The following is a 19,595-nucleotide window of genomic DNA, read 5'->3' on the forward strand; positions in this document are numbered from 1 at the left end:
TCGGTGCACCAGCAGAATACGACACCGCCATCGACACCAGCTACCAACACAACCTCGGCATCCAAAAAGGCTGGATCAAATAACCGCAACACGCCCGGAAAAGACACACTTTTCTTTACTTAACCCAAAAGGACGCCCGACCGTCCGTCGAGGCGCCCCTAAAGGAAGAAGCCAAAATCGGCCTCTTCCGTTCCTATTTTTTCATCGGCACGCTGATCTTTATTATCTGCGCGCTGATCATTCTGCTTCTTGTCCTATGGCTCGGCCACGGCCTAGAAAACGAAAGCGCACGCTTCAGTGAAGGTGCGCAATCAGTCTTACGTTTGTTCTAGCACCAGCCTGTCGCCGGTGCCGACTTTAATCCGGGAAGTTCCTACTTCCCTCGCTTGCCCGTAACAAGCCCCACAATGAAGATAAGGAGGCAGGCACCCAGCAGGCAGGTCAGGAAGCTCCAGAACCAGCCACCACTGCCGATACCCAGCAGGCCGAGGACCCAACCTCCCAGGAAGCCACCGATAATACCGACGATGATGTTGAGGAAGAAGCCCATCTGCTCGTCGGTACCCATGATCTTGGAACCGATCCAGCCAGCTAGGCCACCGATGACAACCCACCCGACCATGCCCAGCGGCGGGACGGCAGAGCCTTCTGCAAGCAGGAAAGAATTTGCGGCGAGGATTTCAGTAGTCATACCCCCTACTGTACCGACCCTCACAGTATTTTTCTACGGCTAATCGATATGCTGCGAAGACAACCCACAGGGCTCCCTACCGCAGTTACCGCCACAACGGTGCCCACTACATGGCTGTCCGCGACCTGGTTAATAGCTACGCACGACGTAACGCTTGTGGCTTCCCGCCAGCGCCTCTAGTGCGGCCGGCTAGTTAGCCGGCGCCTTAGCTTTCCAGCTGGGGCGCCAGCCAATCTCGGAGCACAACCGCATGGTTGTGCTCTTTTTCTTTCGCGGCATACAGCAGCAGGAGCTCCGGAGCGCCTTCATCGGTCGCCCGCTTCTGGTAGTCGCGCACTTCGGTCAGGGCATCGTCCAGTTCCCCTGCGACTTTCCGTTCCTCCAGCTCCGCCACGTACTTCTCACGGAACTCGGCAAAGCTCAAGCCATTGTGGAACTCTCGGCGCAGGTCGCTGCTGGGCGTTAGTTCTTTCGGCCAGCCGGCCAAATCTAGGCTTTCTTTCTTGACGCCCCTAGGCCACAACCGGTCCACTAAATACAGACCTTGGCGCTGTCGGTCGCGCCAGTTGTACACGCGGTCGATGTCCATGCGGTTTCCTCCTTAGACTTTGAAGCTTTTGAAACATTTGAAGTTTCGAGAGCTCTCCAGCTCGAGCACCAAGATTTTTTCTGGGGCTCCCCGAGGTTTAGCTTCGGGGCTTACGTTTTAGGAGAAACGTCCGAGGCAGTGCAGCGCTTCGTCGTACATACCCTGCACGACCTCACCGGCGGGCACCTCTGCCCGCAGCAGTTCCACACCCTGCCCCGCGTGCAGCTTCAACTCGCCTGCAAAGTCTCCGCCCTCGGCGCGGGCCACGACCAGTTCCTCGTCGGTAACCTCCCCCGCCTCGGACAAGGGGTGGTACACATCCACGAAAGCATTACGCACAGTACGGGTAGGCCATTGCTCGGTATCCCATTTCTGTGCTTCGGCACGGTCATAGATATCCGTCAGTACCGTTCGGCTGGCCGTGGCCTTAATCGCAGCCTGCCGCAGTTCTGGCGCGCCGGCAGCCTCTGGGGAGGCCAACAGTGCCGTACCGACCCACGCCGCATCCGCTCCCGCGACCAGCATGGACGCCACGCCTCGGCCCGTAGCAATGCCACCTGCAACCGCGATCGGCACACCCGGGGCGTTGACTTGCATGTACTCCAACACAATCTGGATTAGTGGCAGGGTGCCGATATGCCCGGTGTGACCGCCAGCATCCGTACCCTGCACACAAATAGCGTCGACTCCCGCCGCAAGTGCTTGGCGGAGCTGCGCCATAGTGTTGATCGGCGCGACGACGGAGATCCCGGCCTCGTGAGCCCGATCCACGTAGGGCTTCGGATCGCCGAAGCCCAGGCTCACTACTGTCGGCTTGGCCTCCAGCACTGCGTCGAACTGTGCGGGGTTATCTTCCAGCGCCCAGACCATCAGGCCAATTCCATAAGGCCCGGCTTCTGCGGCGATGCGTGCATTTTCCAGAATCCACTCGGGCTTAGTGCCCGCACCTGCGCCAAACATTCCCAGGCCACCAGCTCGGCTGACGGCCGCGGCCAGATTGCCGTCTGAGCGCCCCGCCATTGGAGCACCGATGATTGGCTTGTCGATTCCCCAGAGCTTGGTCAGCCGGGTATCGAGGCGTTCAATCATGAAATCTTCCTCCTCATGACGTTGGACTCATGGCGTTGGACTCATGGCATGGATAATCTTTCCGCCACCACCCTAGTCCTCCTTCTGTGTTATTGCCGAAAAGTTATTGCCGAAAACCTCACAGAGTCTCGCGCGTAAGGTGGAAAGCATGGCACAGAAGAACACGCTGAATAAACTTAAGCCCACTTCCACCCTGAAGCCCGCCAAGGATGTCAACACCGCATCCGTCGTCATTACTGGCCTGGTCGGTGGCTGGCTGACAGCCCGCGAGACCGGCATCCGGCCCCTCGGTGGTGTAATTCTGGCCGCTGCCGGCGGTTACGCTGCCCGTTCGTGGAACGCAAAGGCCGGCGCGGGCGTAGCTGCTGGGCTGACTGCCGGGTACATCGCCGCGTTTGGCCTCTCCCACCCACTCGCCAAGAAGATCGGTCCCTGGCCTGCGGTTCTCTCCGTCACCACCGCGGTTGCCGGTGCCGCTTGTGTTCTGTCCGACCTCCGTTAAAGGCACCTATATTTGTGACGCCACCGCCTGGCCCACCACAGCTTGAGCCATCGCCTCCAGCTCCGCCAGGTGGGGCTCAATATCTCCAGTGAACTCGACGGGTTCGGCGACTATGCCCCATTCCAGTCCCGTGAGGATGGAGCGCATCGCCTTCTCCGCGCCTGTCGTGTCGTAGCCTCCGCGGATCCACCAGCTAGTCGGAGTGGCTTTCTTCTCTTCGAGCACGGGCACATACACCGTGTCGAAATAGTGTTTGAGCGCACCGGAGATATAGCCGAAGTTGGCGGTGGTTCCCAAGATGACAGCATCCGCCCCGCGCAGCTCCTCCACGTCCGGTTCTAGAGCTTGCCGCTCCACGATTTCCACGGCAGCACCGTCGAGCTCTGTATTCACCTCGTCAGCAGCGGCGCGCGCCGCCGAAAGTACTGTGTCTGCCAACTTCTGAGCTTTTTCAGTCGGGCTGTGGTGGACGACGAGGATTGTTACTGACTTAGCGGTCACAGGGTTTTCGCTCATGACGCCAACGCTACAGATCCTGTGATTCCGCGTGGACTATTCAGGGAAAGGGGGCGTGGGGGCGTCAATAAATAGTTAGGATGAGAAACATGAATGCAGCACCGCTTATCCTTCCGTTTCAGGGCAGGGCGCCAAGGATCCACCGCAGCGCAATGATCTCCCCTGGCGTGACCATCATTGGAGATGTGGAAATCGGGGCGGATTCCTCGGTGTTCTATGGCTGCGTTCTGCGCGGTGATGTCGGAGCGATCCGCATTGGCGAGCGCACAAACGTTCAAGACAACTCGGTGATGCATGTGGAACGCGGGCGCAGTGGTGCTGGAAGGGCAAGAAATTCCCGCCGGATCCCTGGCAGCTGGCCTGCCTGCGAAAGTACGGCGCGAACTCTCCGAGCAAGAGCGAGAAGGGTTCATTGCCCACGCGGCACGCTACGTAGAAACGGCGCGCAACCAGGCAAATCCGGCTGAAGCGCTATCTCTGGAAGACGTGTACTTCGACTAACACGCCACGCACCTATAACAAACTGTGAGGCTCTTAACGCCTTCCCTTTAGGCTCGCCGGGTGAGTCGTTTCGAATTTTATCCCGCTGGTCAATAGACTTATTCGAGTTATGGAACAGGGAAAAACTTCGACGGACGATTCGACCGAACAGTCGAACTCCACAAAAATCAAGAAACCGACGGAGCCCCGCGGCTCGGAGAAAGCTGCTAAAGCGGGCACTTCCGGTAAATCCGGCGCACGTGTTTCCACGATGCGCTACGACATCGAGGGACTGCGTGGCCTAGCCATCGGCCTGGTCGTGATCTTCCACGTTTTTGTTGGCAAGGTCAGCTCTGGTGTGGACGTGTTCCTGTTGCTCGGCGGCATCTTCTCCTTCGGCAGCCAGCTGCGCAATGCACAGAACCCGAAGGGACTCACGTTCCTACAGTCCCTGATTCGTATTATTCGACGCCTCTTCCCACTGCTTGCGGTGGTTGTCGCCAGCGTGCTGGCGGCATCGCTGCTGCTGATGAACCGGCTTGTGCATGTGCAGATGGCAAAGGATGCAGTGGCTTCCCTGGGCTACTACATCAACTGGCAGCTTGCATATTCCGGCCGTGAGTACACCTCCGTTCGCACCACAGTCAGTCCGTTCCAACACCTGTGGTCCATGTCCGCACAGCTGCAGATCTACGTCGGATCTCTCCTGGTAGTGACTCTACTTGCCCTGATTTTCAGGAAGTACGCCCGCCAGGCACTGTTGGTGGTCTTAACTGCTGCCACTGTGCTTTCGTTCGCTTACGCGACGTACTTCCACATGGAAGACCAGACCATCAACTACTACTCCACACTGAGCCGTTTCTGGGAGATCGGCCTGGGTGGTCTGCTCGGCATGCTGTTGCTGCGCCGCGACGAGAACGGCAATCCTGTCCTGCGCCCCATGGGTCGCTGGACGCGCACCATCATGGGCATTGTGGGTCTGGCCATGATCATCAGCACCGGCCTGTTCCTGGACGGTGCTGACCAGTTCCCCGGCCCGTGGACACTCGTTCCGCTCATCGGCGCACTGCTGGTTGTACTGGCTGGCCACTCCGGCGAGCCGGTAGGTGTTACTCGACTGCTGCTGACTCGCCCATTCCAATTCTTGGGACGTATCAGCTATGCACTGTATGTCTGGCACTGGCCGATCTTGGTGCTGTGCGTCTACTACTTCAACGTTCCCAAGGTCACGCCTGCCCTCGGCGCAGCGGTGATCGCCGGCAGCGTTGTTTTGGCCTGGATCTCCAACAAGCTGGTGGAGCGTCCGCTACGTCAGGGTAAGAAGCCCGAGCGCAGCTGGATTCTGTTTAGTCCCCGATACTGGGCTAAGTCCCTGTCCGCTTGGCCGAAGGCTGTTTACGCCGTTCTGATTCTGGTTATCGCTGGCGCTGTGGTGGCGTCGCCCCAGTATCTACAACACCGCGAAGATGTAAACAGCGAACAGCTGTGGGATCTAGCCAAGGACAAGGCAATCTACCCGGGTGCGGCAAGCTTCCTGGTGAATGCCCCAGTGCCGGAGAACATGCCGCTGGTTCCGCCACTAGAGGACTTCCACTCCCTCCTGCCGCAGACTCAACCGGATGGGTGCCAGATCGGCTTCGATAGCGATGCGCTGATTCTGAAGAAGAACTACAACCGCTCCGACGAAGAGTGCGCCTATGGCGATATTCACTCCGATAAGACGATCTACGTCATCGGTGGTTCGCACTCCGAGCACTACATTCCGGCGCTGGACATCGTGGGCCGCAACCGGCACGTGAAGATGATCCCCATCCTGAAGATGGGCTGCCCGGTGAATGCGAAGATCACGCGCGTCAATGGCGAAGAGTACCCCTCCTGCATCAGTTGGTCGGAGAAGGTCGTGGACTACATCAAGGAGAATCCGCCGACAGAGGGCATCTTCATGACCGGTACGCGCCCGGCCTCCATCAGCGGCAAGGGCCCTGAAGTCGTGCCCCAGGAGTACAAGGACCTGGTGCAGAGCTTTACCGACCAGGGCATCCACAGCTGGCTGATGCGCGATAACCCCTGGCAGACCAATGCAAACGGCGCACCCCGCGACATGCGCACCTGCGTGGCGGAGATGATGGAGGGCAAGAGCGGCGAAGCCTCCGAGAACACGGACTTCCCCGGCCTTGCCAACCCTGGTCGACCTAACTTCGATGAGGTCCTGGCCATTAACGCCGAGTGTGGTCAGAATGTATGGGACTCCCTCCTGCCAGTGGATCCTTCGATCGAGGCTTATAAGGGCATGGACGTGACCCTGATGGATCTGACGGCGGCGATCTGTCGCGAGGATTGGTGCCCGTCCATCATCGGCAACATGGCGGTATACCGCGATGCGCACCACTTCAACAACATCTTCGCCGAAACCCTCGCCCCGGAGATGGAAGCGCAGATGTTTGACCCGAACCACAAGATCCCCCCGATGAATGTTGGGCTCATGCCCAAGCAGCCCCAGCCGCCGAACCCGCAGAACCAGCAGAACTAGCTGAGGATTAGCGGGGCTAGTCGCCGGATCCTCTAGCTTCTTCGGCTGCCTGCGCCAGCAATGGCGCCCCATTCGCCGCGGTAGTGCGCAGCGACCACGTACACATATCCGTCAGGTCGGTGCGCGCAGGAGAGATCTCCACTATTGGGGTGCCACGCTGAGCCGCGATACTGGGTAGCCCCGCAGCCGGCCACACCACTCCGGACGTTCCGATAATCACCACCAAATCCGCCATCCGCATGGCCTCTTCCGCGGCTTCCCATTCCCGGTGCGGTAGTGGCTCGCCGAACCACACCACGCCTGGGCGCACCGGATTTCCGCACAGCGTGCACGTCGGGGGTGTTGCGCGCTCAATCTGTTCTGTGGGCAGCTCCGGCATTCGCGCGGGCTTACTACAAATGCTGCAGCGATAGCGAAACAGGCTCCCATGTAAGTGCGCCACATTCTTACTGCCGCCACGCTCGTGCAGGTCATCGATGTTCTGGGTGGTTACGTGTACGGTGACGCCCCCTCGTTCCGCCCACTGACCTATCGCTCGGTGCCCCGCATTTGCGTCGGCGCGGCGGCAAAGCACCGCCCGCCAGAGGTACCAGGCAAGCATGGGCTCGGGATCCTTTGCCCAGGCATCCAAACTGGCCATTGCCTGTGGATCAACGTGTGACCAAATGCCGGTCTGCGCATCGCGGAAGGTATCCAAACCAGAGTCGGCAGACATGCCCGCACCGGTGAATACTTCTACATATTTCGCTGCGCGGACTACCGCAACGAGGTCTTCCGGGAGATCCTCTTTTTGCAATGGATGGACCCTCCCGGCGGTGGATTCTGGGCTGGTAATCACTGTGACCATGCCCCCAGGCTAGCGGGATAGTGGGACTGAGGACTTCGGAGCGGCAGGGAATTAGAATGCCTGATAGGCTACGGAAAAAATGTGCAGTTCGGGAGGTCATGACTTGAAGAGAATCAATGTAGTCGGAGCCGTTTTGGTTCGCGATGGCAAGGTTCTGGCAGCCCAACGTAGCGCGTCGATGTCGCTTCCCCTCATGTGGGAATTCCCTGGCGGAAAAATTGAGCAGAACGAAACCCCAGTCGAAGCGCTCCGAAGAGAACTTAAGGAAGAACTACTCTGCGATGCAGTCGTAGGAGAACACGTCGAAACGACAGAGCATGAATACGACTTTGGAACCGTTATCCTCAGTACCTACTTTTGCACTCTAAATGGTGCTGATCCGCAGATCACGGAGCACAAGGAGATTCGGTGGGTAGCGGTCGATAATCTCCTCGACCTGGATTGGGCACCAGCTGACATTCCTGCCGTCCAGAAGATCGTTCACCAGCTCGGCTAAGAGCCAGGCTGAGGGGATGTGACTATATGTCGGTTTTCAGCACTGGCGTGGGGCTAGATACAGCTTTCGGGTACCTAAATCGGCAATTGGAATCTGCTCGAGTATTCAACCCAAAGCTGATCTCAAATACCCCGGACAACGATATGCTGCGTGCGATCAAGCACGAGCTTAAGCGCGCACAGAGCTTCGACTTCTCAATCGCTTTCGTCACCGCTTCTGCTTTGGCGCTACTAAAGCAAGATCTTCTAGATTTCGAAGGTCGTGGCCGAATCATTACCTCGACCTATTTGCAATTCAACGAACCTGCGGTCTTTAAAGAACTACTGCAGCTTACAAATGTCGAGGTGAGAGTTCTTAAAGATTCGGTCGATGCCTTTCACAGTAAGGGGTATGTCTTTGAGCATGCCGATGGAACGACTGCCATTATCGGCAGCTCCAATCTCACGCGCGGTGCACTGATTAGCAACTCGGAATGGAACCTTCGTTTCTCGGCTATGCCAGACGGCGACATTGCACTTCAGGTTCGCGATGCCATAACTCGGTTGGAAGAACGCTCCGATCCACTGACTGCTCAGTGGATTGAAAATTACGAGAAATCTTGGAAGCCAGTTCCTCAGCGGAGGCTAATCCTTGGAGAAAAGGACGAGGTCATCCCCGTTGGCCGTATTCAACCCAATGCAATGCAGTCGGAGGCGTTGGGGAGAATCAAACAGATCCGAGAATCGGATGCTCGGCGCGCAATCGTGATCTCAGCGACCGGCACGGGTAAGACGATCCTCGCCGCACTCAGTGTTCGCGAGGCCAAGCCGGAAAGAATGCTGTTCATTGTCCACCGCGAGCAGATTCTGGACAAGGCAATCCTGGAATTCCAAAAGGTCCTAGAAGCCCCGGCAGAAGATTTCGGTAAATACGTCGGTTCCATAAGGCAACAAGACCGTAAGTACGTTTTTGCCAGTGTTCAATCACTCTCACGTGAGACGAATCTGCAGGACTTCGACCCTTCGGACTTTGATTTCATCATCGTCGACGAAGTCCACCGTGCAGGCGCTGAAAGCTACTTGCGCATTCTGGAGCACTTTCAACCCGGTTTCCTCCTGGGTCTGACAGCAACGCCGGAACGTACCGACGGCTTTAATGTGTTCGAACTTTTCGATTACAACGTGGCCTACGAAATTCGGCTTCAAAAGGCCCTGGAATCAAAGATGCTTGCGCCGTTCAGCTATTACGGCGTTACAGATTATGTCGATGAACAAGGGAAATCCATCGAGGAGACTAGCTCTCTTTCTCAGCTCCTGTCGACAGACCGAGTGAAGTACCTCTGCGACATGCTGACCACCTACGGACGGGCGGACAAAGTAACGGGGCTCATGTTCTGCTCATCTCGAAAGGAAGCGATAGAACTCTCTGCCCTTCTCAACAGAGAAACGATTTTCGGCCATCGCCTTCGTACCAAGGCGCTTACCGGTAGTGATTCAGCGCAAACACGCAACGCCGTTATCGAAGAACTCGAATCGGGCGATCTGGATTACGTACTGACTGTCGATATATTCAACGAGGGGATCGACATCCCCTCCGTGAACCAAGTAGTCATGCTCCGCAATACCGAATCTGCCATTGTTTTTACGCAACAACTCGGCCGTGGCTTGCGCAAAGCGGTTGGCAAGGATCATCTCCGGGTCATCGACTTCATCGGTAACTACAAAAACAATTTCCTTGTCCCCATCGCGCTTTTTGGCGATAGTTCCCTCAGCAAGGACCTCATCCGCAAGCGGATACGCGATGCCGACGAAGCAGGATCAATCGCAGGAATTAGCAGCATTAGCTTCGACAAGATCTCTGAACAACGAATCTTGGAAAGCCTTGCCCAAACCACCCTTGACACACTCCCCCAGCTGAAGCAATCATTCTCCGACCTGGCGTTCCGCTTAGGACGTCAACCTTGGCGTATCGATTTTGCATTGCACGATACCGTTCAGCCCACAATTATCGCGACCTCGAGGTCAAACAATTATTGGGAATTTTTGGTCCGCGTGAAGAAGGAAACCCAACTCCCTACTGCAGACGAGAATGCCTTTCTAACTTTCCTTGACAAGGAACTACTTAACGGCCTCCGACCTCATGAGCTGTTGCTCATAAGACAGCTGCTCAAAAAGGATTGCGTCTCCGTGGAAGAATTCCGAGCTCTTCTAGGGGGTTACAGCCCACAGCAGAAAGCACAAGGGCTGGATTCTATAGCCTTGCAATCAGTAAGCAGGATTCTGGACCTAAGCTTCTTCACTAGCAGCGAAAGGGCCAAATACGGCAAACTTCCCCTAGCCAATTTCGACAACGATTGTTTCACCATCAGCTCGAAACTTCGCGAATGCTATGACTCCTCGCCACTTTTCGCGCGCCATGTGGACGACGTAATCGAAACTGGTCTCCGCTCTAACCGCGAGCACTACAAGTCCCAGGGCAACCTGATTTCCGGTAAGCAGTATTCTCGCAAAGATGTATGTCGCATGTTGAATTGGGAAACCAACCAATACTCCACCATGTATGGCTACTCCGCTAATGAAGTCACCAAAACCTGCCCGATTTTCATCACCTACCACAAGGCAGATGACATCTCAGATTCCACAAAATACGAAGATAAGTTTGACAGCCCATCGGCAATCAGCTGGTTTACGAAGTCCAACCGGCGCCTAAATAGCAAAATAGAAGCGCGCATCGTTTCCGGGGACTACACCCTGGAGGTATTCGTGAAAAAGGATGACGCAGAGGGAAACGGCTTCCACTACCTCGGACAAGCCCACTCGCGTGATGCCGTGGAGACGACTATTCCAACAGCCAAAAAACCTATGCCCATTGTGAATATGCGCCTCGATCTTATGAACCCTGTTTCACCAGGTTTGTACGAGTACTTCACAAAACACCCCACCACCAAGTGACGTTTTTGAGGGCATAACGCCACCACAGTCCTCTATAGTCGGTGGCATAGGCGCGCCCGCGGAAATGTGGGCGTCACTAGGACAGAGCCACTAAGAGAGAATCGCAGAAAGGTCAACACACCATGATCGTCACCACCACTAACTCCGTCGAGGGGCACCGCATCGCCCAGTACCTGCGCATCGTCTCGGGCGAGACCGTTGCCGGCATCAACATGTTCAAGGACATCGGCGCGGGCTTCCGCAACCTCACCGGTGGCCGTTCCTCCAGCTACGAGGGCGAGATCCTGCAGGCTCGCGAGACCGCGTTGAAGGAAATGGTGGATCGCGCCCTGGAGATGGGCGCGCACGGCATCGTCGGTGTGGATGTGGACTACGAAACCCTGGGGCAGGGTGGCATGGTGATGGTCAGCGCAACCGGCACTGCCGTCACTTTTCAGTAAGGACGTTTAACCCGGTGCGAGCCGGGCTTACACCTGGTCGAGCGGGCGGATCATAATCGATTCGACGTCCATGTGGCGGGGACGATCCGCAATCCAACGAATAGCCTCGCCGATGTCTTCGGCCTGCAAGTTTAGTTTGTCGGCGTATACCTCTGCGGCTCGCTCGGCGTCTCCCTTAAAACGATTTAGGCTGAAGTCCGTGGCAACCCGCCCCGGATCGACCTGACACACACGCACACCCGTTTCGGCGAACTCCATGCGCATTACGTCGGTCAATGCAGTTTGTCCGAACTTGGCGGCATTGTAGCCCGCGCCGCCACGGTATGCGCCGCGACCTGCAACGGAAACAACATTGACCACCTGCGGCGCCTCTGCGACTTTCAACTGATCGAAAAGCGCACGGGTAACCTCCAGCGTGCCCATCACATTCGCCTCAAACATCCAGCGCCAATCCGCCGGGTCAGCTTCGAGAACCGGATCTAGTCCGCGAGCGCCACCCGCGTTGTTGACCAGCAGATCCAGCTTGGAGCCCGTCAGCTCAGCCAGGGCGGCGGTGAAATTATCTATTGACGCCTTATCCGTCACATCGAGTGCAAGGGCCGTTGCCTTGCCGCCCTCCTGAGCGATGTCTTGCGCAACTTCCTCGAGCTTTTCTAGGCGACGAGCCGCCAGAATGACGTACCAACCATCTGCAGCTAAAAGCTTCGCAGTAGCTTCGCCGATTCCTGCGCTGGCTCCGGTCACGACAGCGATGCGAGTGTGAGACGGTGGGGTGATCGTGGATGCTGCATTGTTAGTGGTCATAGGCTCCAATGTAGCTGCTAGAAAAGTCCGGGAAAGCGTTATTCCATAACGGGTGTTAGGGATTCATCCAACGCAATGCGGGTTTCTAACCTATGCATTAACCTCTTGGGTAATAAGTAGCGTTTAATTAACCCTAAGGATCTGCCATGTCTAACAATTACAATGGCGGGGGCTTCCCGGATCCCGGCAACAACCCCCAGAACAACCCTGGCCAAAACTCAAACCAGAACCCATTTGGTCAGCAGCCTCAGGGTGGACAGCAGTACCCGGGAGCACAGAACCAAAGCCAGCAGCCATATGGTCAACAAGGTTATGGGCAACAGGGACAGCCGGGCTATGGCCAACAGGGCCAGCCAGGTTACGGCCAGCAGGATTATGGGCAGCAGAGCCAGCCAAGTCAGCAGGCTCACAATCCCTTCAACTCTCAGCCCTATGGCGCTTATGGCCAGCCAAATAACTCCGGTGGAAACGGCGGCAATGGGAACAGCGGCAAGATCATCGGCATCATCGTCGCCGCACTTCTCGTCATCGGTCTCGTCATTGGTGGCTATTTCTTACTGAATAAGGACGATGGTGGCGATGACTCGAACACCGCGAAGTCCGAATCCTCCAGTTCGTCAGAAGACACCGGCGAGGAGACGTCCTCCAGCTCTTCCGAGTCCAGCAGTGAGTCGTCTTCCTCTGAGTCTTCTGAGTCCTCGACGTCTTCCACAAAAGAACCGGCAAAGCGTGGTGATATCGGCGGGCCGGATGATTCGATGCTGAAGAAGTACGCCGATGCGATGCCCGCGAAGATGAAGGACATGGTTCAAGACTGCAAATCCGGAAGCTTTGAGCTTGCACGAGAGAACAACCGCAAGGTCGACGGAATGCGGTGCAACGGCGTTTGGTACACCGCTTGGGAATTCAAGCTCGTCGACTTCGTCAACGATCCCAAGTTCGCAAAGAATGAGATCGACTACCTGAAGAACCACGATGCGCAAATCTGGTCCGATGACCCGAATAACTTCGCGGGATACTTGGAAAGCGATATCTCGCCGATTGTCTTCGTCATCAACAAGGACAAGGGAATCGTCATGGAGACCAAGATGCCCCTGAAGAAGAAGGACGATTTGGAAAAGGTCCTGACGGAACTGGGCTACAAGAAGAACTAACGCTTCCGCGTACCCCCGTTGTTTACCCCTATCTCTCTGATGTTCGCCAGCGCGGAACATCGCACGCAGCCAAACGCATTCGACTACTGAACGCGCTGAAAAAGGCGCGCCCACAAGGTTGATACGTTTCTATGAGGTCTAAAGGATTTACCCCACATGACGAACAATAACCCTTTCGGTAACACCCCCAATCCGGGTGAGAATAATGGCGACTTTAACCCCTTCGGCAACGGTTCCAACGCGTCGAATGAGACGACCCAGTGGAACCAAAACCAAGCACAGCCACAGAGCCAACAGCCAGGCCAACCCGGCAATTATGGCCAGCCCGTTTCTCAGAATGGTTACGGCGCACAAGGCACCCCGGGTAACCAAGGCAACCAAGCTGCGCCCGGCTTTTCCGGCCAGCCGGGGCAGAATCCTTTTGCCGGTAATCAGCACACGGCCTATGGCCAGGCCCCGAGTGGCGGCGGAGGCGGCGGAAAGGTCATTGGCATCATCGCTGCGCTCGTCCTTGTCATCGGCCTAGCAGTAGGTGGCTACTTCTTCGTGACCAAGGATGACGGTTCAAGCGAAGAAAACACCAGCGCACAGGAATCCGAGACCACCACCGCTGAGGAAGATCCGGGTTCAGAAACAAGTTCTGAGGAGACCAGCAGTTCTTCCAGTAGCTCGTCGAGCAGCTCCAGTGCCTCTACGTCGACTGCGGCACAACGCGGCGACATTGGTGGCCCGGACGATACTCTCACCGAGCCGTACAAGGGCGCAATGCCTTCAAAGATCAACGACCTGATCAACAAGTGCGAGACTGGCACTTTCAACCTGCGCTACGACTACAGCTCCAAGTCCAACCGCGACGTTAAGGGCGCTAAGTGTAAGGGCGTAAAGGACAGCCCTTGGGCTTACTGGTCCGTGGACTTCGTTGATGACACGGAGTACGCCAATCAGCAGGCAAAGGATCTCAAAGACCACAATGCGACAATTATCAACGATGACCCGAACGCATTCGCGGGTTACATCGAAGAAACCGCCAAGATTTATGTCTTTGTCATCAATAAGGACAAGCACATCACCATGGAGTCTGAACTCTTCGGTGGCGACACCGAAGAAGCTGAGCAGCTGATGGAGCAGCTGGGCTACAAGAAGTAGAAAGACTTCTTAGAGTGGCTTGATCCAGCCCTGCTGCACGGCGTACTGGTAGCCGCCAACCGCTGCAGCACCCAGCGCAACTGCGCCAACGATGCCGCCGACCCAGGCTAGGATGCCTGCGATCGGCGGCGCTTCTTTGCCCAAAGAACCTGCCGGGTCAGTGCTACCCAGGGGGAAGGTCTTCAGCAGCCATTCTGCGCCCGGGTTCGCCGACTCCACACTGCTGGCCAACGAACCTTCGTTGGTTGCCTGTGGGTTTGTGGGGTTGTGATCTGGGTCGACCGGCTGAGTAATCGGCGCGGTGCTGGACCCCCTGCCCTCCGACGGTGCGATCGCTTGCGCCGGAGCAGCGCCGGCGACGCTGACCGCGCCGAGGGTGATGGTGCTTGCGGTGACTAGTGCGGTTAGGGACTTGGAAGAAGAAAAGATCCTCATAAGTCCAATAGTTTAGAGCTGCTCCAGAGCCTGTGCGATATCTGCGAGCAGATCCTCTAGATCTTCAATACCGATGGAGATGCGAACCAGATCGCGGGGAACCTCCAGCTGCGAACCTGCCACCGACTGGTGGGTCATAGTCGCCGGGTGTTCCAGGAGAGATTCCACTCCGCCCAGCGACTCAGCCAGGCAGATCAACTTGGTGGACTGGCAGAACTTCAACGCTGCCTCCTCCGAGTGGAAACGAACGGAGATCATTCCGCCGAATCCCTTTCCCGTGGACTGGCGCTTAGCCACCTCATGACCCGGATGCTGTGGCAGGCCAGGGTACAAAACGGTCGCTATCTCCGCGCGTTCGTCGAGGTACTCCGCAATGGCCTGTGCATTCGAACAGTGACGATCCATGCGAACACCCAAGGTTTTCAAACCACGGGCATTGAGATAAGCGTCGAAAGGCGAGGCGATGGGGCCGGCTCCACCGAGCAGGAACTCCAGATCTTCATCCAGTTTCGCGTCATTGCTTACAATCGCGCCACCCACCACATCGGAGTGCCCGCCAATGTACTTTGTGGTCGAGTGCAGCACCACGTCCGCCCCCAGGTCTAGAGGTCGCTGCAGGTAGGGGCTAAAGAAGGTGTTATCCACGATCAGCTTCGGGCGTGTGGGGGCGTCGCCACCATATTCATCGGCGAGAACATCGGCGATGGCGGCGATGTCGGACACAGCGAGCAGCGGGTTCGTCGGAGTCTCCAACCACACCAGCTTCGTCTGCGGGGTCAGCGCGGCGCGCACTGCCTCTGCGTCGGTGGTGTCCACTACGGTGAAGTCCACGTTCCAGTCCTTGAAAGCGGTCGCAATCAGGCGGTATGTGCCACCGTAGGCGTCGTGTCCCATAATCAAGTGATCGCCGGGGCGTAGCAAAACCCGCAAAAGGTGATCAGTTGCGGCCATGCCAGAGGCATACACGCGGCCGAACTCCCCGCCCTCAAGGGCTGCGATGGTACGGGCAAGCGAGTCCACGGTTGGATTAGCTACTCGTCCGTACTCGTATCCGCCGCGCAGGTTATTCGGCGCGTTCTGAGCGAAGGTGGTGGATGCGTAGATCGGGATATTGATGGAGCCCATGAACTCGTCGGGCTCGTACCCTGCATGGATGGCATCTGTGTTGTGGGCCATGGAAACTCCTCTTCGAACTATCGCTTGTCAGTGCTTAGGTGGCGCTGCGTCTGACGATTCAGCGCGCAATGTTTCAACAAGTATAGACCAAGCAGTCTAGTTAGCGGCAATAATGGATAGATCGAAACTCACAGGCGCGATGCCCGCGCTCTACTAGCAACGCCCCAGTTCGCGCTGAATAGCCTCCTTTTCCGCCGGGGTGACCCACAGCTGATACTCCGCTTTTACCCGCACCTGGGTAGAGACATAAATGCAGCGGAATCCCTTGTTTTTCGGCAGCCACGTGGCGGCATCACCAGCGCCTTTTTGCATATTGGACGGCCCGTCCACGGCCAGCAGGTTCAACGGATCATTGGCGAACTCTTCGCGCCGTTCCGGCGTGAGCTGCTGCGCTCCTTTCTGCCACGCATCGGCAAGCGCTACCACATGGTCGATCTGCACCGCCTGGCTGGTGTTCTGCCCACGGACAAAATGAATCAGCTGGCCGGTGTAGGGATCCTGCAAGTCCCCACTTTGCACCCGGCAACCCTTCGGAGCTTCCACATTGGTGAGGTCGCGGGCAAGAATATCGTTACGCTGATCACAACCATTACGGTCGATATCCTTCCAGCGCTGACCAAATTGGTCGCGACTATAACCCGTCTTCGGCGCACGGCCCTTCACCGCCAACGTCTCCAGAAGGTCGAGCATGTTCTGCTGGTGAAGCGACCGTTCGGGCGTGACCGGTTGCTCTGATTGTTGCGGCTCTTGTGGTTGTTGCGGCTGCTCCGGCTCAGCTGTCACCGTTTCGGCAGGTTGTTCTATGGGAGCGTGCGAAGTTTGTGACGCTGAACTTGCGCCCTCTAGAAACTCCGCTCCCTCTGCACAACTGCCGAGCAGCAGGCTCACTCCTGCAATTAGCGCCAGTGCGCCACCACTCAACCTATTGCTCATAGTTCATCACGCTAGCAATCGCTCCAGACATACCCGCGTGGTATCCGTCTATAGTTTCGAACACGCGTGCGACCCGGCGCGAACGTAGTGGCGTCATAAAAAGAGAATACTTTTATACCTGCCCGCCTTCACCGGGCGCGGTAGCATAAACGCATCATGAAACCTCTAAAGAAGATTTACCAAGCACAGATGAAGGCAGTTCCGGGCTTCGTCAACAAAATGACGAAGAAGCCGAACCGCATGCGGCGAATGATGAACCTCTGGCCACCACTGCTGTTTTCCGGCATTAAGATGACACGCGTCTCGGACGACTGGTCCTTCGCACGCATCGTGCTGAACCTACGCTGGTGGAACGCGAACATGCACGGAGCAGCATTCGGCGGCACGCTATTTTCCATGACCGACGTGCTGTTCGGCACCCTTATCGCCCGCCGCCTTGGCACCGAATATGAGGCGTGGACGCGCACCGGCACCTTCCAATTCCTCAAGCCAGGCCGCAGCGGGGCATACATGGACGTAGAACTCAGCCCCGAACTGATCAACTGGATTATCGCCACCGTCGAAGAAGATGGTTACTGCAATGTGCCATACACCTCGATCATCTACAACACGGATGGCTCCGTCGTTGGTATCGGCCAACAGGATCTCCACGTGCGCCCTCGCGGCGGCGGAAAGCGCGCCGAGCGCCCCAAGCAGGCTCTGCAGCCACGGGGCTTGGTGCTGGAATCGCTGGCCAACGCCGTAGTGTGGCACTGCTTCAAGGATCAGCCGGAGATACTGACTGTCCTCATGTCCGAGCAGAGGCGCATCCCCGACCCGGAGGAGCAGATGCGCCATGTCGTTAAGGTTGCGCTAGAAAAATCCACCAAGTCCCGGGAGGACTTGGTGGCTCTGGATATTCCCGAAAAATACCTGGACGCTTAGCGCCCGCCCAGGTCAGGCATGTCGCTGGTTATCCCAGCACTTTGCCGCAGTTGGGCCATGCGCCGGCACCCTGCTTGGCCAGCACCTTCTCGGCAATCTCGATCTGCTGCGCCTTCGTGGCCTGGTTAGCCGTCGGTGCGTACTTCGTTCCGCCGAAGCCAGCCCAGGTCTGTGCGTTGAACTGCAGTCCACCGTAGTAGCCGTTGCCCGTGTTGATCTTCCAGTTGCCGCCGGACTCGCACTGCGCGACCTGATCCCAGGCGCTGACAGGAGCGGCTTCCGCAGCCGGAGCAGCGGCTGCAGCTGCGGCAGCCGGGGCGGCAATCAGGCCTGCGGCCATGCCGATACGGGCAAAAGCGGTCTTCGCGGACTTCTTCATGTAGTCGAACACTCCTTTTTAGGGGACTTTCGTTTAGAGGCAATCTGCCACTGAGTTCGCTAACTTACGCACCCTCCCCGGGGGTACGTCAAACGAAAAAGCCCTAAATCAGCAAAAAATCTCGAATTGATAACGAATACTCAGGTACTCCTCATCAACCTGCGCTATCAACCTGCCTTTGCCCGAAACCTGGCTTTCCGCCCCTGTTCACGACGAAACCCCCGGGACATCCCGGGGGTTTGTACTTCACAGCTAAAGGACTTTTAGCGACGCGGCCCGTACACCGCTGCCGACTCGATGCGTGTCGGCACCACATAGGCAATGGCTGCAGTGCAGACAATGCCTGTCAGCGTGACCAACGTCCCCCAATCACCGCTGAGCAAGCCACCGGCCAGCACCCACGCAATCGCAGCAACGGCGGCTAGCGCGATCACCGCCATGCCAAAGAGATGCTCGTTACCTGTGCCGGAAACTGGAATGTACAGCAGTCCGGCAAGTACGCCGATGACGCCCGCAATCACGCCAGTCAGCACGGCGGGACCCACGCCCGACGACGCTTCACCTGGGATAAAGCCCACCAAAAGGTCCACGATGAACACCGCAGCAAAGGTGACCGCGGCAGCCAGCACGGCAAGAACGATGAGGTTCATTGCAACCTTCTTGCCGTCGTAACGACCGGCTAGTAGCCCCTCGCGAGGATCTTGCTGTGGTTGGTTGTAGTAGTTCGGGTTGTTGTAGTTCGGGTTACTGTAGTTCTGATTGCTATAGCCCCGGTCATAGTTCCCGCCATAGCCACCGTTGCCTTGCGTGTTGAACATGCGCGTCTGATCGTCGTTTCCTTGCGGGTAGGTCACCCGACACTCCTTTCACCGGCGATTTAGGTGGCCAATGTTACCCGAGTGACTATTGGGTAGTCACCTCCTTTATCACCGTGAAGGCTCAAAGGACTATGCACGGCCGGGGAGGCTGGGCGTCACAAAGAAAAAGCGACCACACAGTAGATACAGCAAGTGCCGTAGATACTTGTGTGGCCGCTATCTCGCTACGCGACAAAAACTATTGCTACGAGGGCTTGGGGTTTAGTGATCGTCCCAGTGGTCGCCGTGCTGAGCGTGGCGGTGGCCGTCGTGGATGTAGTCGACGTGGTCACCGTGCGGAACGGCAACGTGGCCACAGTTAGGGCCGTGCTGGTGGTCGTGCCCCTCGTGGACGTGGTGCTCGGAGGTCTCACACTCGTCGTAGTGGCCATCGTGCTCGCGGTGCAGGTGACCATCGTGTACGTAATCAACGTGATCCTCGTGTGGAACGGCAACGTGGCCGCAGTTCGGTCCGTGCTTGTGATCGTGGTCGGCGTGGGTGGTGCAGCTCATTATGAACTCCTTTTATTTGAGGGCAACCATGGAGCCAATTCCTCTTCGCCAGGTGGGCTAGCAGGTCGCTTTGACACTTTCCATGATGCCCCTCACCTGCCATGTTGTCAATACGTTTTCATTAGAGTTTTCAAAAAGTTTTCAATAACCTGCCTGAACTGGGG

Annotated in this window: 20 protein-coding genes and 1 pseudogene; 9 read left to right on the forward strand and 12 right to left on the reverse strand. The window is 57.1% G+C overall.

Annotation, left to right across the window (positions count from 1 at the left end; all coding sequences use genetic code 11):
- Window positions 1-373: 373 nt before the first annotated feature.
- The 3 genes from AC05K6_RS07045 to AC05K6_RS07055 form a co-directional block, all read right to left on the reverse strand.
- Entirely contained in the window at window positions 374-691 is a 318-nt protein-coding gene (locus AC05K6_RS07045) for a GlsB/YeaQ/YmgE family stress response membrane protein (protein WP_476728165.1), read from the reverse strand.
- Window positions 692-896: 205 nt separating this feature from the next.
- Window positions 897-1,280: a DUF488 domain-containing protein gene (locus AC05K6_RS07050; protein WP_476728166.1), complete on the reverse strand. Its 384-nt coding sequence runs from the start codon at window positions 1,278-1,280 to the stop codon at window positions 897-899.
- Between the two features lie 117 nt (window positions 1,281-1,397).
- Entirely contained in the window at window positions 1,398-2,369 is a 972-nt protein-coding gene (locus AC05K6_RS07055; RefSeq protein ID WP_476728167.1) for an NAD(P)H-dependent flavin oxidoreductase, read from the reverse strand.
- Window positions 2,370-2,517: 148 nt separating this feature from the next.
- On the opposite strand from AC05K6_RS07055, the gene AC05K6_RS07060 reads away from it, so the two are divergent.
- Window positions 2,518-2,871: a hypothetical protein gene (locus tag AC05K6_RS07060; RefSeq protein ID WP_476728168.1), complete on the forward strand. Its 354-nt coding sequence runs from the start codon at window positions 2,518-2,520 to the stop codon at window positions 2,869-2,871.
- Window positions 2,872-2,877: 6 nt separating this feature from the next.
- On the opposite strand, the gene AC05K6_RS07065 is transcribed toward AC05K6_RS07060, so the two are convergent.
- Window positions 2,878-3,387, reverse strand: coding sequence for an NAD(P)H-dependent oxidoreductase (locus tag AC05K6_RS07065; protein WP_476728169.1), 510 nt, complete (start codon window positions 3,385-3,387; stop codon window positions 2,878-2,880).
- 89 nt (window positions 3,388-3,476) lie between these two features.
- On the opposite strand from AC05K6_RS07065, the pseudogene AC05K6_RS07070 reads away from it, so the two are divergent.
- Window positions 3,477-3,888 (forward strand): annotated as a pseudogene (locus tag AC05K6_RS07070) (gamma carbonic anhydrase family protein).
- A 109-nt stretch (window positions 3,889-3,997) separates the two neighbouring features.
- Window positions 3,998-6,397: an acyltransferase family protein gene (locus AC05K6_RS07075; RefSeq protein WP_476728170.1), complete on the forward strand. Its 2,400-nt coding sequence runs from the start codon at window positions 3,998-4,000 to the stop codon at window positions 6,395-6,397.
- Between the two features lie 16 nt (window positions 6,398-6,413).
- On the opposite strand, the gene AC05K6_RS07080 is transcribed toward AC05K6_RS07075, so the two are convergent.
- Window positions 6,414-7,112 carry an NAD-dependent deacylase gene (locus AC05K6_RS07080; RefSeq protein WP_476728231.1) on the reverse strand — a complete coding sequence of 233 codons (699 nt, stop codon included), beginning with the start codon at window positions 7,110-7,112 and terminating at the stop codon, window positions 6,414-6,416.
- A gap of 235 nt (window positions 7,113-7,347) precedes the next feature.
- Here AC05K6_RS07080 and AC05K6_RS07085 point away from each other — a divergent pair, with 235 nt between their 5' ends.
- The 3 genes from AC05K6_RS07085 to AC05K6_RS07095 all read left to right on the forward strand — a co-directional run bounded on the left by AC05K6_RS07085 (window position 7,348) and on the right by AC05K6_RS07095 (window position 11,110).
- On the forward strand, window positions 7,348-7,740 hold the full coding sequence (locus tag AC05K6_RS07085) for a (deoxy)nucleoside triphosphate pyrophosphohydrolase (RefSeq protein ID WP_293791697.1): 393 nt from the start codon (window positions 7,348-7,350) through the stop codon (window positions 7,738-7,740).
- 26 nt (window positions 7,741-7,766) lie between these two features.
- Entirely contained in the window at window positions 7,767-10,670 is a 2,904-nt protein-coding gene (locus tag AC05K6_RS07090) for a DEAD/DEAH box helicase (protein ID WP_476728171.1), read from the forward strand.
- A gap of 122 nt (window positions 10,671-10,792) precedes the next feature.
- Complete coding sequence (locus AC05K6_RS07095; protein WP_448307946.1) at window positions 10,793-11,110, forward strand: YbjQ family protein; 318 nt, start codon at window positions 10,793-10,795, stop codon at window positions 11,108-11,110.
- A gap of 27 nt (window positions 11,111-11,137) precedes the next feature.
- Here the strand turns inward: AC05K6_RS07095 and AC05K6_RS07100 are convergent, their stop codons facing one another.
- Window positions 11,138-11,914, reverse strand: coding sequence for an SDR family oxidoreductase (locus AC05K6_RS07100; RefSeq protein ID WP_476728172.1), 777 nt, complete (start codon window positions 11,912-11,914; stop codon window positions 11,138-11,140).
- 146 nt (window positions 11,915-12,060) lie between these two features.
- On the opposite strand from AC05K6_RS07100, the gene AC05K6_RS07105 reads away from it, so the two are divergent.
- On the forward strand, window positions 12,061-13,068 hold the full coding sequence (locus AC05K6_RS07105) for a hypothetical protein (RefSeq protein ID WP_476728173.1): 1,008 nt from the start codon (window positions 12,061-12,063) through the stop codon (window positions 13,066-13,068).
- A 156-nt stretch (window positions 13,069-13,224) separates the two neighbouring features.
- The gene (locus tag AC05K6_RS07110; protein ID WP_476728174.1) at window positions 13,225-14,214 is read left to right on the forward strand and encodes a hypothetical protein; all 990 of its coding nucleotides are present in this window, start codon (window positions 13,225-13,227) and stop codon (window positions 14,212-14,214) included.
- Window positions 14,215-14,223: 9 nt separating this feature from the next.
- Here the strand turns inward: AC05K6_RS07110 and AC05K6_RS07115 are convergent, their stop codons facing one another.
- From AC05K6_RS07115 to AC05K6_RS07125, 3 genes are all read right to left on the reverse strand, one after another.
- Entirely contained in the window at window positions 14,224-14,649 is a 426-nt protein-coding gene (locus AC05K6_RS07115) for a hypothetical protein (RefSeq protein ID WP_293791706.1), read from the reverse strand.
- Window positions 14,650-14,661: 12 nt separating this feature from the next.
- Entirely contained in the window at window positions 14,662-15,825 is a 1,164-nt protein-coding gene (locus AC05K6_RS07120; protein WP_293791708.1) for a cystathionine gamma-synthase, read from the reverse strand.
- Window positions 15,826-15,978: 153 nt separating this feature from the next.
- A complete protein-coding gene (locus AC05K6_RS07125; RefSeq protein WP_476728175.1) occupies window positions 15,979-16,758 on the reverse strand; it encodes an HNH endonuclease family protein in 780 nt (259 codons plus the stop codon).
- 156 nt (window positions 16,759-16,914) lie between these two features.
- On the opposite strand from AC05K6_RS07125, the gene AC05K6_RS07130 reads away from it, so the two are divergent.
- The gene (locus tag AC05K6_RS07130) at window positions 16,915-17,682 is read left to right on the forward strand and encodes a PaaI family thioesterase (protein WP_293791709.1); all 768 of its coding nucleotides are present in this window, start codon (window positions 16,915-16,917) and stop codon (window positions 17,680-17,682) included.
- A 28-nt stretch (window positions 17,683-17,710) separates the two neighbouring features.
- On the opposite strand, the gene AC05K6_RS07135 is transcribed toward AC05K6_RS07130, so the two are convergent.
- From AC05K6_RS07135 to AC05K6_RS07145, 3 genes are all read right to left on the reverse strand, one after another.
- The gene (locus AC05K6_RS07135) at window positions 17,711-18,061 is read right to left on the reverse strand and encodes a transglycosylase family protein (protein ID WP_293791710.1); all 351 of its coding nucleotides are present in this window, start codon (window positions 18,059-18,061) and stop codon (window positions 17,711-17,713) included.
- 263 nt (window positions 18,062-18,324) lie between these two features.
- The gene (locus tag AC05K6_RS07140) at window positions 18,325-18,915 is read right to left on the reverse strand and encodes a hypothetical protein (protein WP_448307939.1); all 591 of its coding nucleotides are present in this window, start codon (window positions 18,913-18,915) and stop codon (window positions 18,325-18,327) included.
- A 225-nt stretch (window positions 18,916-19,140) separates the two neighbouring features.
- Window positions 19,141-19,431, reverse strand: coding sequence for a hypothetical protein (locus tag AC05K6_RS07145; protein ID WP_293791712.1), 291 nt, complete (start codon window positions 19,429-19,431; stop codon window positions 19,141-19,143).
- Window positions 19,432-19,595 lie beyond the last annotated feature (164 nt).

It is taken from the genome of Corynebacterium sp. TUM25020 (genome assembly GCF_056388495.1).